Here is an 11,965-nt window from a genome sequence, read left to right as displayed (position 1 = left end):
CCTTGTTTGACCGATTGCCCTTAATAATCGGTTAGTCCCTACCGGGTTATGACGATTGCAGAACGGATGGATGAGGACGTCATGACTGACGCAACTGCAGAACAGGCAGAAGCCCCAGAAAAGCCTGGGAAAAAGGGATTGATAATAGGTGTGATTCTAGCCCTGTCCGGCGCGGGTGGAGGGTATTTTGTAACCACGTCCGGGCTGTTGCCAATAGGCGCCATGCCCAAGGCGCAAGAGGCGGTTGAAAAGGCGGAAAAAAAGCCTGCAAAAGCCTTGCCTGACGTTGGATTCGTCGATCTTCCGCCCCTGATCCTGTCGCTGAACTCGGGCGATTCGCGGCACCTGAAATTTCACGCTCAGCTTGAGGTGAACTCGGACTATCTGGGCGATGTCGAAAAGATGAAGCCGCGAATCATGGATGTGCTGAACGGGTATCTGCGGGCGGTTGAAATCTCGGATCTTGAGGATTCGTTGGCCCTGGTGCGCATTCGCGGGCATCTGCTGCGGCGCATCGGCATTGTAGTTGGCGAGGATCGCGTTCGCGATGTCCTCGTGATGGAATTCGTTTTGAATTAGGAGGCGAAGTTGGAACTGATCGCAGATATTTTCCTGATTGCAGGCGCCTTGGGCGCAGGTCTCTATTGCTTTGTTCTGTCTCGACGCCTCAAGCGATTCACCGATCTTGAAAAGGGCGTTGGCGGCGCCGTTGCCGTTCTTTCGGCACAGTCGGATGAATTAAAGAAATCGCTGGAGTCCGCGCGTGCGGCGTCGGACCGCTCCGGGGACACCTTGAAGCAATTGACGCAACGGGCGGAGACGGTCGCGCAGCGGTTGGAGCTGATGATGGCGTCGATGCATGACATCGTGCCGGATCAGGAAGCCCCAAAGGATACAGCCTCGCCCGCGACCGAGCCTACGGTGCCACCAGAGCCTGAGGTTGCAAAGGTTGAAGCTGCGGAAGCGCCCGAGCAAAAGGAGGAACCCGTTCCTGAGCCTGCGGAAAAACGAACGGCTGGTCCGATGTTTATGCGGCATGGTCGCAAGAGGCGTGAGGCCACGGCATGAAAACAAGGCAGAGCAACAAACCCAAAGGCGGCGTGCTTGCTGTGATCTCTTTGCTGTTGATCGGATCGGCTGCGATTCGCGTCGGGTTGGAGGCTGGTCCGGCACTGGCCAAGAACGCCGAACCGACGGTCAAGCAAGCCAAGCCAGAAGGTATGGAAAAGCCCGGCGCACAGGAATTGTTGACAGAACTTCTGCGACGCGAAGCAGCGTTGGAAAAGCGCGAAGCCGCCGCAATCGACAAGGAAAAGGCGTTGGAAATCGCCGAGCAAGCCATCGAAACCCGAATGGTCGCTATGCAAGCGGCCGAAGAGAACCTGCGCGAAACACTGGCCTATGCGGAAAAAGCGGCCGAGACCGACCTGACCCGGCTGACGGATGTGTATCAAAGCATGAAACCCAAAGACACAGCCGCCTTGTTCGAGACGATGGACCCAGGTTTTGCCGCCGGTTTCCTGTCACGGATGCCTGCGGATGCCGCCGCTGGCGTGCTGGCGGGGCTGAGCCCTGAGGCCGCCTATACAATCAGCGTCATAATGGCGGGGCGCAACGCTGCCGCGCCACAGGAATGACGTCCATGTTCACCAAAGCCGCGTTTGAGTTTGCTGGAGACCCCTCATGATCGGACTAGTCGGAATTGTCGTCATCTTCGTCATGGTGTTCGGCGGCTATCTGGCCGCTGGCGGCAAGATGACCATCATCATGAAATCTCTGCCGTTCGAAATGATGATGATCGGCGGCGCAGCGGTCGGAGCGTTTTTGATCAGCAACGACATGAGCGCCGTGAAGCATACGCTCAAGGACATGGCAAAGGTGTTCAAAGGTCCGAAATGGAAACCCGATGACTACCGCGACCTGTTATGCCTTCTGTTTTCCCTGATCCGTATCGCCAAAGCCAACCCGGTCGAGGTCGAGCAGCATATCGAAGACCCCGAAAATTCCTCGGTGTTTTCGGCTTATCCGAAGATCCAATCCGACAAAGAGGCCGTGGATCTGATCTGCGACACGATGCGGTCGGCTTCGATGAACTACGACGACCCCCATCAGGTCGAAGAAGTTCTGGAGAAGCGGATGGAGGCAAATTTTCACCACGCCATGCATTCCAGCCATGCATTGCAGACCGTTGCGGATGGCTTGCCAGCCCTGGGGATCGTGGCTGCGGTTTTAGGGGTGATCAAGACCATGGGATCAATCGACCAGCCACCCGAGGTACTGGGTAAACTGATCGGGGGGGCTCTGGTTGGGACCTTTCTGGGCGTTTTCCTGGCCTATGGTCTGGTCGGACCATTCGCAGGAAAACTGAAGGCCGTGGTTGAGGAGGACAACCATTTCTATCAACTGATCAAAGAGGTTCTGGTCGCCAATCTGCACAACCACAACCCCGCGATGTGCATTGAAGTCGGTCGCCAGAACACGCCGACCCATAACCGCCCTGGTTTTTCGGAACTGGAAGAGGCGTTGAAAGAGCTGAAACAGGCGGCGGCATGATCCGACTTGGTCTTTTTCTTGCAGTGTTGCTTGCAGCAAACGGTGCCACTTCGCGTGAAGCCACCGTGCGCTCGGGAGAGCATGAGGACTACACCAGGCTGGTCATTCAGGTGCCGCCTGGCACCGGCTGGGTCCTCACCCAAACCGAGTATGGTGCGCGTCTGAACGTCACCCTGGAGGATGTTCATTTCGAAACCACTTCGGTCTTCCGCAGGCTGTCTCAAAACCGTTTGTCCGCCATTTCTCAGACCGAACCGGGCGGGCCATTGGAAATGCAATTCGGGTGTGACTGCGCGGCTTCGGCGTTTTTATACCAAGACACCATGATTGTGGTCGATATTGCCATTGCGCAGGCCCTGCCACCGATAGGTGCGGACATTCCTCCGCCCATCTTGCCGCAAGCAAACCGCGACACCGGACTGCTGGCGGCCGCTCAGAACCGCAACGTCTTGCCAATGCCTGCGCTTCCGACGCCATTGCTTGGGTTTGAGGATCGCCTGTCAGAACGTCTATTGCAAGGTGCAGACCGGGGCATCGTTGACCTTGAGCTTGCCCAGGTTGGCCCGCGATCGTCGATCTTTGACGGTGCCACGGAAGGTCCAGCAGTCCCGACAGGGAATATCAGCGTATCGACGGTGCTCGATGAATTGAACGGTCTATTGGGGCCCGATTTGATCGGGTTTGAACAAGAACCTGCCTGCATATCCGATACAGAGTTGGGGTTCGAGACGTGGGGTGGCTCAGCCGATTTCCCTCAGCAAATAGCCACCTTAAGATCAGGTTTGTTTCAGGAATTCGATCGGGTTGATCAGGACACAGCGTTGTCTCTGGCAAAGCTGTACGCATTCTATGGCTTCGGCGCCGAGGCGATGCAGGCTTTGGCATTGGTGGAAGATCCCGATGCTGACGTAAACCGGATTGCAGCAATTGCGCAGTTTTTGGACGCAGGGCATGTGGCAGACGACAATCCGTTTGGTGGCTTGCAACGATGCGGGGGTGACGTTGCACTTTGGGCTGTTCTGATGGCCGGGGAATTATCCGCTGAAGCAAACTTGGACAGGGTAGAGCAATCATTTTCACGGCTGCCAACGCATCTAAGACGGCAATTTGGACCTGATCTATCCGAAATTTTGGTCGATGCAGGTCGGTTAGAAGCCGCTCGACGCGTATTGCGGTCTGTTGACCGGGCGGGAATTCAAAACGCCTCGGACACAACACGGGCCAAAGCTAAGGTCGCAGCCGCCGAAGGTGACGCTCCAAAAGCCGAGGCGTTGCTAAACGACGTGGTTGCATCCTCCGGCCCCAATCTGGACGCTCCGCTCGCTTTGGCGCGGCTGATCGAAAACCGATGGGTTGATCGAGGCGCCGCTTCACCCAAAGAAGTCGCCCTTGCGGCGTCTTTTTCGAACGAGTTTCGTAAATCCGAGATCGAGCCACAGTTAAAACGGGCTCTTGCTGTGGCCCTAAGTCTGACTCAGGAATTCGACCTAGCATTTGATGCTGCCTTGGAAATACCTGCAGGGCAAGAACGCCTGGCCACGTTGAACCGGATTTCTCACATTCTGGTGGAGAGGGCGGATGACATAACATTTCTACGTCGGGCGTTGGAATTTGCATCCGGTGATACGCAGGACCTGAGCACCGATACGGCTGTCGCGTTGGCAAACCGTCTGGTGAAGCTTGGGTTCCCTGGACCAGCGCTGGCTTTGTCGAACAGACCCCAAGATACGGTGCAACGGTCAGAGCGTGCACGGATCAGGGCACGCTCTGCCTTGCAAACGCAACGCCCTCACCAAGCTATGCTTGAACTGGAGGGGGACAGTTCGGAAGAGGCATTGCGTATCAGGAACCAAGCGATGCAAGCCCTTGGCGATTTCGATACAGCCGGAGAGCTATCGCGCACATTAGGGCAGGCGGAGCAGGCTGACCGCAATTTTTGGCTGGCCGACCACCCCGAAGCCATTGATCAAGAGGAAGAAACGCAGTTTAGTTTGGTTAGCAAGGCGACACAGGTTCTGATCACTCCTCCTGTTTCGCAACCTGACAAGCCTTTGGCCGAGGCGGCGGATTTACTTCAGGATAGTGTCGAAGCTAGGGAAAAAATCACCGAATTGCTTACTATTCTCGAGCAGTGAACCGTATCAATTGGGGCCCGATTCCCCGCGAGACTGCTATCGCGGGGGTGAAGAAACCAGCGACGCCAGATCGGCATATCTAGAATGCGGTTCAATCCAGGACAAGATCGCATCGCGGATCGCGTTAGCCCGATGCGCTCCGACAACTGGTTCTGCGAACTCGGAATATTTCGCCAAAACCTCATCGCGCGACATAGGCGCCTCAGGGCCACCGCGGGCGTGGATATCGCCCGAATGCAAAATGCGCCCGTCCGTTGTCTCAATTGATAAATCTGCCCAGCGCCCACCCGGGAACCGTTGCGAATGCCTCTCTTCCTCGCTCACGTGTATACGGGAAATCAGGCCCGCGATCCGGGGGTCGGACAGTCCGGGCCCTGAGATATGCTCGGCTCCGATACGGCCATACAGAACCTGAACTGCAACAGCGAAGGGCAGAGAGTACTGTGCTTGCGAAGTGGTCGCGGGCATTCCAGAAAACAGTCGCACGGCCTCACAAAAAGTGTTGATCTGGATCGAATGGATCTGGTCACCGACCAAACTGTGTTTCGACATCAGCGCGCGGACCCCATCTATCGCGGCGTGGGCCCAGCGGCAGATCGGGTACGGCTTCACATATTGATACTCAACCTGCCAAAACCTGCCCAAATCCGCCCAATGAGGGGCGGCAGTCTCGGCCTCGATCGTGATGGCAGGCGCCCCGGTAAACCCCCGCTCGGCCAGAATCGCCGCGGACAGGCCGACCATCGCACCCCATCCCGAACCATCATGCAGCATCGTGGGATTGGCGATCTCGCGCATCATCTGGCTGCGCGGCCCATGAAATTCGGCGATCCCCAGCGCCTGCCGCAACTGGTCTGGAGTGAGCCCGCGCAAACGGGCCGCCATTGCGACCACGCCCAGCGCATTCCAGGCCCCAGAGGTGTGATATTCGCTGACCGACGCGTGCAACGAAATCCCCGCGCGGCCCGCGATTTCATAGCCAGTGATCACAGCAGCCAAAGCCTGCGGGCCAGTCAAATTCGGGCAATGCGTGGCCAGCGCCACCAACGCAGGCAGCACAACCACGCCGATATGGCCTTTGGTCGGGTTATACCCGTCATGCCCGTCCAGATTGTCTGTCTGTGTCGCCGCCGCATAGGCAGCGCCAGCCATACTGACGGGTCGCCCGTCAAACATCAGCCGAGCGCTGAAGGCAGAATCCGTGCTGGCGTAGAGCAATGCCGCCGTATCCCGCGCGATCACGCCCGCTTCCATCGGGCCGGAGGCAATCAGGATGCCCATAGTGTCCACCATCATCAGCGCCGCTGCCTCTTTGGCGCTGTCTGGCATTTCCTCGGGTGGACGATTTAGGACGAAATTTGCAACGCGGGCGAACGTATCGGTCATTCGGCAGGCTCTATAGCGGGCTTAGAGACGTCACGCAGCCGATATCCCGCAGGATCAAAAGGAGGTTCAGCCAGAATAGTTGCGCGATGCGGTTTGCCGAGGATGAACACCTCAACCCTATCACCGGGTTTTGCGACTTGCGGGTTTGCGAACCCAAGGGCCAGCGATTTACCGACCGAATACCCGAAGCCACCCGATGTCACGCGCCCGACCGAATGACCATCTGGTGTAAAGATCGGCTCACCGCCCGAGGCGTCGGCGGTGTCCACCTCAATTTCGAACATCGACAAAACCTCACGCACAGGATTGTTCTTGATGGCCAGATAGGCCTGCTTGTGCAGGAAATCCTTGTCCAGCTTGATGAGGCCGTCCAGCCCGACTTCTTGCGGCCAGTATTCCTGACTGTACTCTCGCCCCCACGAGCCGTAGCCCTTTTCGATACGCAGACTACCCAGCGCACGGCCGCCAACTGGGCCGCCGCCTTGCTCTTTCGCGGCCTCCAGCAAGGCCGTGTAAAGCGCAACCTGATCGCTCTCAGCGCAGTGCAGCTCCCACCCAAGGTCGCCGGTAAAACTGACACGGATGGCGAGGCAGGAAACGCCCGCCACGTCTATCTGACGTGAACGCATGAAGCGGAACCCTTCGTTGGACAGATCCGCATTGGTCAGCCGTTGCAGCACATCGCGCGATTTCGGGCCGGCGACGTTGAACCCGGCGATACGGTTTGTGGCAACCTCGAAACGGGTACCTTCAGGCAGATCAACCATGTTGAAGAACCGCTGGTGATAGCGCTCGGCCATGCCCGAGCCGATCATCATGTATTCGTCATCGGCGACTTTGGTGATGGTAAAGTCCCCGGCCACGCCTCCGCGCACTGAAATCAACGGGGTCAAACACGACCGGCCAACCTCGGTCGGTACCCGGTTGGCAACAAGACGATCAAGCCAATCATGCGCCCCTGGCCCCTTGATCACATAGTTGGCGAAGTTCGAGATGTCGATCACACCCACATTGTCGCGCAACATCTGCACCTCTCGGCCAACGGGTTTCCACCAATTCTGGCGGGTGAAGCCGTTGGTTTCGACCACACCGGGTTGATCAGCGAACCAGAGGGGGTGTTCCCACCCGCAGTTCAGGCCAAAGACGCTGCCCATCTCCTTTTGCATCTGATAGGCCGGGCGGAGGCGCGCGGGGCGTCCGGCGCTGCGCTCTTCGTTCGGGAAATGGATGGCGAAGCGGTGCGTATAAACGTCCTGCACCCGCGCCTTTGTGAAGGCCTTGTCGGCCCAGTCGCCGAACCGCGCCAGATCCCAGGCGAGCATGTCGTATTGCGGCTCGCCCTCGATCATCCATTGCGCCGACAACAGGCCAAGCCCACCCGATTGCGAAAATCCGGGGATGATCCCCGTGCAGCAGAAATAGTTCTGCAACTCGGGCACAGGCCCCCAGATTGCATTCGAATCCGGCGACCAGATCATCGGGCCATTGATTACCCGCTTCACCCCCGCAGTTGCCGCAACGGGCACGCGTTCGGTGGCCCGGATAACGTTTTCCATGATGCGGTCCAGATCGTCGGGGAACAGATCGTGGGCGAAATCCAGCGGTGTGCCGTTTTCGGCCCAAAACCGCATGTCCTTCTCATAGGCCCCGATCAGCAAGCCATTGCCCTCTTGCCGGAAGTAGTACTCGCCATCCCGGTCGGCGATGGACGGCAAGCGACGGCCCAACGCGGCGACTTCATCAATCGCTTCGGTGACAAAATACTGATGTTCAGTCGGTTGCAGGGGCAGTTCGATCCCAGCCATCGCGGCCACTTCACGCCCCCACAATCCACCGGCATTGACCACCCACTGTGTGTGGATATCGCCCTTTTCGGTGCGTACGATCCACGTTCCGTCAGGCTGTTGATCAGTCCCTAACACGAGACAAAACCGTTCAATACTGGCGCCCATCGCGCGTGCTCCAGCGGCATAGGCATGTGTTACACCCGAGGGATCAACATTGCCGCCATCGGGTTCGAACATGATGCAGCGGATGTCATCGAACTGCGCTAGCGGGTGCAGTTCCATCGCCTGTTCGCGGCTGATCTCGTGGAAGTTCAGGCCGTAGAAACGCGCCTTGGCCTCTTGCAGACGCAGTTGGTGTTCGCGGTCCTCGGTTTGCGCCAGATAGAGCGACCCGGATTGAAACACGCCGCAGCCCTGTCCGGTTTCCTTCTCTAACTCTTTGTACAGGTTCATCGTGTAGTGCTGAATGCGCGTGATGTTGTTGTTGTCATGCAGCCCGTGGATATTGGCCGCTGCGTGCCACGTGGACCCACTGGTCAACTCATCGCGTTCCAGCAGGACAACGTCAGTCCAGCCCAGCTTGGCCAGGTGATACAGGATCGAGCAGCCGACCAGCCCCCCTCCGATGACAACGGCCTGAGCATGGGTTTTCATTGGCGCACCTCCTACAGAGCTTGCACGAAAGTCAGCCACAGGTCAGGGGCTACTGATGCTCTGTTCCCGACGCAAAATGTCGGTAATGACGATCAAAGCGCCGGAAGCAAACGCCGCGTCGGCGGATCATCGCCCGGTGACACCAAACGCGCGATGTCGTGAGCGTTTGTGTCTTGAAATGAGACGCACTGATTCTTTGATTAAATTAGGAAGCACGAAAATACGTGCCGAATAGGTCGAAATGCGACGGGACAGGCTGGTTTGAAACACGGTGAAGACCGCGTGGATCAGCAGAAATCTTGAAAAGTTCCTAAAATGTTCTATATTTGTTCCACGTGAATGTCTGAGGTGGAACGGAGGTATTCGAGCTATGGCCAACGCTGCCCGTCAAAGCTGGTACGACGCACCCAGCAACGACTATCACATGATGCCCGTCACGGACCGGCAGATGCGCTATGCGCGCGCGATTGCCCAGCAATCGGCGCTTGAAATCCCGGTCGAGGCACAACGCGACCGCAGGGCCATGTCCCAGTGGATTTCGGCGCATAAACAGGATGACCCGTCACCATTCGCCAATTACCCGACCGGCAAACAGGTCGCTTTTGCCGAACGGATCTCGCGTTCCAAACGCAGACCGATACCGTCTGAGTGTTTCCGCGACAAGCACATGATGTCCCGGTGGATTGACACCAACAAATAGGCTCTAGTCCGAGTGGTTTCGGGCATAAAGTGCCACGGCAGCGGCGACGAAGAGGCCCAGCAGGATGTAGCCTGTCACCGCTTCTGACACAGCCAACGCGCGGCACAGGCCAGTCGGGGCCATGTCGCCATATCCAACGGTGGTGAAGGTGACATATGAGAAATACAGGATGTCCCCCGGTCCGCTGGCACCGACCACGCAGTTGTCTTTATAGCCGAACGCACCATAGACGGCGGCGAACAGGAAGGGGACGACCTGAATAAAGGATACGCCCATCAAGAACAGCACGCGGCGCGGGGATTTCACTTGTGTCATATAGTACCACGATTGCGAGACGATCCACAGGAACAGGCCCACGGATGCAAACGTGCCCAACGTATCGCCCGCCGTTGATTCACTAAGGCGGGACAGGCCGAACCAGGCAAAGAAGCTGGCCAAAACCATACCGCCTGCGGCAAGCAGGGTCGATTTCCATTCTTCCAACGTTGTCGGCTCGCGGCGCATGTCGTCTCCGTCTTTAACGGGTGCGATGATCGGGGTTTCGCCCCGCCCGTGCAACCGAGTGGTTTAGTCTGCGCCCAAATGTTCCTGCCCGCGTTGGCGCGCCAGCCCGATCTGCTTCTGCCGCTCGCGGAAACGCATCTTGTCAGCTTCCGAGGTTTCATCCACACATTGATGGCACGAGACGCCGTGTTCATATTCAGGGCGTTTCATATCCTCGGGCAGGATCGGACGGCGGCAGCCATGGCACAGGTTGTGGGGCCCCTCGACCAGCCCGTGCCCCACGGACACGCGATTGTCGAAGACGAAACACTCACCTTGCCAGGTGCTGTCCTCGGCGGGCATTTCCTCGAGATATCGCAGGATGCCGCCTTTCAGGTGATAGACATCCTCAACACCCTGACCCAAAAGGAAGTTGGTGGATTTCTCGCACCGGATACCTCCGGTGCAGAACATGGCAACACGCTTGTTGTGAAAGCGGTCCTTGTTTTCCTCCCACCAGGCCGGGAATTCGCGGAAACTGGCTGTTTCAGGGTCTATTGCCCCTTCAAACGTACCGATCGCCACCTCATAATCGTTGCGGGTGTCGATCACCACCACATCATCGGAACGGATCAGGTCGTTCCACTCCTCCGGCTCGACATAATTGCCGACACGGGCGCGCGGATCGACATCCGGCTGGCCCATGGTCACGATCTCTTTCTTCAGGCGCACCTTCATCTTGCCGAAAGGCGGATGGTCGGCGGTGGCTTCTTTCCATTCCAGATCAGCACAACCGGGCAGCGCCTTGATATGCGCCAGCACCGCGTCAATCCCAGCGCGCGGACCCGCGATTGTGCCGTTGATCCCTTCTTGCGCAAGCAGCAGCGTGCCTTTGACCGATTGCGCACGGCACAGGTCCAGCAAGGGTTCGCGCAGGGCGACGTGATCAGCGAAACGGGTGAAGTGATATAGGGCAGCGATGGTATACATGCGCGCGGTCTAGCCCCACGCGCGCAGAGTCGCAAGGGATCGGATTGACGCCCCCCGCGCGCGCCCTTACCGATAGCTGAAAAGGAGAGCGCGATGACCCATGCCCTGATCGTAATCGACGTCCAGAACGATTTCTGCCCCGGCGGTGCGTTGGCCGTTCCTGGCGGCGATGAGATCGTCGCCCCTATCAACGCGATTATGGATGAGTTCGACGCGGTGATCCTGACGCAGGACTGGCATCCGGCAGGGCATTCCTCATTCGCCAGCTCTCATGCAGGAAAGAACCCTTTCGACGTGACGGAAATGCCCTATGGCCCGCAAGTGCTCTGGCCGGATCATTGCGTGCAGGGAACGCAGGGCGCAGCGTTTCATCCCGATCTGCGCATTGAAGGCGATTTGATCATTCGCAAGGGGTTTCGCAGCGCAATTGACAGCTACTCAGCCTTTTTCGAGAACGATCAGACTACGCCAACCGGGTTGGAGGGCTATCTGAACACCCGAGGCATCCGCAAACTGACGATGGTGGGCCTGGCCACGGATTTCTGCGTTCATTTCTCAGCCGTGGACGCGGCGCGGCTGGGTTTTGAGGTGACGGTGAAAATGGGACTGTGCCGCGCGATAGATCTGGACGGCTCGCTGACGGCGGCAGAAACAGCGATGAAGGCTGCCGGTGTGACCTTGGCTTAGGGCGCGGAGCCCGAATCCAACAGATATTTCAGGATCACAAAAATAATAACCGCCAGCCCAAGAGCCACGCCAATGCGGGCGGGCAAGGTGCGGCGTTCCGGCGTTGCCGGGGATTTATAGCGCGGGTTCGGGGTCCAATCAGCGGTGTTACGTCGCTGACCGTTGCGCGGGCGGGCCGATTTGACGTCCCGAAGGAATTTCCAAAAGTCGAATTCGCCGCAATATTCGCCCTGAACACCCATTTCCCGAATGTTGGCAAACAGCGCTTTCAGAATCCGTTCACGCTCGGCCTCGTCACGGGGTCGATAAAAGCCATGCATCAACTGGCTCCCGGTCGCGTCCAGACCGAAACCTGCATCCTGAAAGATCTTGCGGATTTTCGGAGAAGCCGCCCGCAGTGCATCCGCCGTTTTCACATTGCGGAACATTGCGCGCAAAACGGGCTTTTTCGAAGCCCCCTCTGCGCCTTGCTCGCCTTCTCCGTCCCCCGGATCGACAACAACGATGTCAAAATCGTACTCGAGAACCATTCACTAACTTAACCTCGACTTCCCAACCCCTCTTCTCACTAACCGGTGAAAAGATCACAC

Annotated in this window: 12 protein-coding genes; 7 read left to right on the top strand and 5 right to left on the bottom strand. The window is 57.9% G+C overall.

Annotated elements, in window-relative coordinates; translation table 11 throughout:
- Positions 1-81: 81 nt before the first annotated feature.
- The 5 genes from ACR0DB_RS08395 to ACR0DB_RS08375 are packed head-to-tail and all read left to right on the top strand — an operon-like array spanning position 82 to position 4,688.
- Entirely contained in the window at positions 82-579 is a 498-nt protein-coding gene (locus ACR0DB_RS08395; RefSeq protein ID WP_480550103.1) for a flagellar basal body-associated FliL family protein, read from the top strand.
- A gap of 9 nt (positions 580-588) precedes the next feature.
- On the top strand, positions 589-1,068 hold the full coding sequence (locus ACR0DB_RS08390) for a hypothetical protein (RefSeq protein WP_480550101.1): 480 nt from the start codon (positions 589-591) through the stop codon (positions 1,066-1,068).
- On the top strand, positions 1,065-1,637 hold the full coding sequence (locus ACR0DB_RS08385) for a MotE family protein (protein WP_480550099.1): 573 nt from the start codon (positions 1,065-1,067) through the stop codon (positions 1,635-1,637). Before ACR0DB_RS08390 ends, ACR0DB_RS08385 begins: the two co-directional genes overlap by 4 nt.
- Before the next feature lie 46 nt (positions 1,638-1,683).
- Positions 1,684-2,553 carry a flagellar motor stator protein MotA gene (gene motA, locus ACR0DB_RS08380; RefSeq protein ID WP_480550097.1) on the top strand — a complete coding sequence of 290 codons (870 nt, stop codon included), beginning with the start codon at positions 1,684-1,686 and terminating at the stop codon, positions 2,551-2,553.
- Positions 2,550-4,688 (top strand): tetratricopeptide repeat protein, encoded by a 2,139-nt coding sequence (locus tag ACR0DB_RS08375; RefSeq protein ID WP_480550095.1) that lies wholly within the window; start codon positions 2,550-2,552, stop codon positions 4,686-4,688. The genes motA and ACR0DB_RS08375 overlap by 4 nt, the downstream gene beginning before the upstream one ends.
- A 36-nt stretch (positions 4,689-4,724) precedes the next feature.
- On the opposite strand, the gene ACR0DB_RS08370 is transcribed toward ACR0DB_RS08375, so the two are convergent.
- Positions 4,725-6,074 (bottom strand): MmgE/PrpD family protein, encoded by a 1,350-nt coding sequence (locus tag ACR0DB_RS08370; RefSeq protein ID WP_480550093.1) that lies wholly within the window; start codon positions 6,072-6,074, stop codon positions 4,725-4,727.
- Positions 6,071-8,515, bottom strand: coding sequence for a GcvT family protein (locus ACR0DB_RS08365; protein ID WP_480550091.1), 2,445 nt, complete (start codon positions 8,513-8,515; stop codon positions 6,071-6,073). Before ACR0DB_RS08365 ends, ACR0DB_RS08370 begins: the two co-directional genes overlap by 4 nt.
- A 370-nt stretch (positions 8,516-8,885) precedes the next feature.
- On the opposite strand from ACR0DB_RS08365, the gene ACR0DB_RS08360 reads away from it, so the two are divergent.
- Positions 8,886-9,215, top strand: a complete 330-nt coding sequence (locus ACR0DB_RS08360) for a hypothetical protein (protein ID WP_480550089.1) — start codon at positions 8,886-8,888, stop codon at positions 9,213-9,215.
- 3 nt (positions 9,216-9,218) lie between these two features.
- On the opposite strand, the gene ACR0DB_RS08355 is transcribed toward ACR0DB_RS08360, so the two are convergent.
- Both ACR0DB_RS08355 and trhO read right to left on the bottom strand, forming a co-directional pair.
- Positions 9,219-9,719: a potassium channel family protein gene (locus ACR0DB_RS08355; protein WP_170772909.1), complete on the bottom strand. Its 501-nt coding sequence runs from the start codon at positions 9,717-9,719 to the stop codon at positions 9,219-9,221.
- A gap of 63 nt (positions 9,720-9,782) precedes the next feature.
- Positions 9,783-10,688 (bottom strand): oxygen-dependent tRNA uridine(34) hydroxylase TrhO, encoded by a 906-nt coding sequence (trhO, locus tag ACR0DB_RS08350; RefSeq protein WP_480550087.1) that lies wholly within the window; start codon positions 10,686-10,688, stop codon positions 9,783-9,785.
- Between the two features lie 93 nt (positions 10,689-10,781).
- On the opposite strand from trhO, the gene pncA reads away from it, so the two are divergent.
- Complete coding sequence (pncA, locus tag ACR0DB_RS08345) at positions 10,782-11,375, top strand: bifunctional nicotinamidase/pyrazinamidase (RefSeq protein ID WP_480550085.1); 594 nt, start codon at positions 10,782-10,784, stop codon at positions 11,373-11,375.
- Here pncA and ACR0DB_RS08340 read toward each other — a convergent pair.
- Positions 11,372-11,905 (bottom strand): hypothetical protein, encoded by a 534-nt coding sequence (locus tag ACR0DB_RS08340; protein ID WP_170772915.1) that lies wholly within the window; start codon positions 11,903-11,905, stop codon positions 11,372-11,374. The two genes, pncA and ACR0DB_RS08340, sit on opposite strands and share 4 nt — an antisense overlap.
- Positions 11,906-11,965 lie beyond the last annotated feature (60 nt).

Source organism: Ruegeria sp. AB6 (assembly GCF_056542685.1).
Note: the sequence above shows the minus strand (reverse complement) of the source record. Positions and strands in the feature narration are given on the sequence as shown.

Bases quoted from the DNA above. Each gene is read 5' to 3' on its own strand.
- ACR0DB_RS08395 (WP_480550103.1), top strand. From the start codon at position 82: ATGACTGACGCAACTGCAGAACAGGCAGAAGCCCCAGAAAAGCCTGGG.
- ACR0DB_RS08385 (WP_480550099.1), top strand. From the start codon at position 1,065: ATGAAAACAAGGCAGAGCAACAAACCCAAAGGCGGCGTGCTTGCTGTG.
- motA (WP_480550097.1), top strand. From the start codon at position 1,684: ATGATCGGACTAGTCGGAATTGTCGTCATCTTCGTCATGGTGTTCGGC.
- ACR0DB_RS08375 (WP_480550095.1), top strand. From the start codon at position 2,550: ATGATCCGACTTGGTCTTTTTCTTGCAGTGTTGCTTGCAGCAAACGGT.
- ACR0DB_RS08370 (WP_480550093.1), bottom strand. From the start codon at position 6,074: ATGACCGATACGTTCGCCCGCGTTGCAAATTTCGTCCTAAATCGTCCA.
- ACR0DB_RS08365 (WP_480550091.1), bottom strand. From the start codon at position 8,515: ATGAAAACCCATGCTCAGGCCGTTGTCATCGGAGGGGGGCTGGTCGGC.
- ACR0DB_RS08360 (WP_480550089.1), top strand. From the start codon at position 8,886: ATGGCCAACGCTGCCCGTCAAAGCTGGTACGACGCACCCAGCAACGAC.
- ACR0DB_RS08355 (WP_170772909.1), bottom strand. From the start codon at position 9,719: ATGCGCCGCGAGCCGACAACGTTGGAAGAATGGAAATCGACCCTGCTT.
- trhO (WP_480550087.1), bottom strand. From the start codon at position 10,688: ATGTATACCATCGCTGCCCTATATCACTTCACCCGTTTCGCTGATCAC.
- pncA (WP_480550085.1), top strand. From the start codon at position 10,782: ATGACCCATGCCCTGATCGTAATCGACGTCCAGAACGATTTCTGCCCC.
- ACR0DB_RS08340 (WP_170772915.1), bottom strand. From the start codon at position 11,905: ATGGTTCTCGAGTACGATTTTGACATCGTTGTTGTCGATCCGGGGGAC.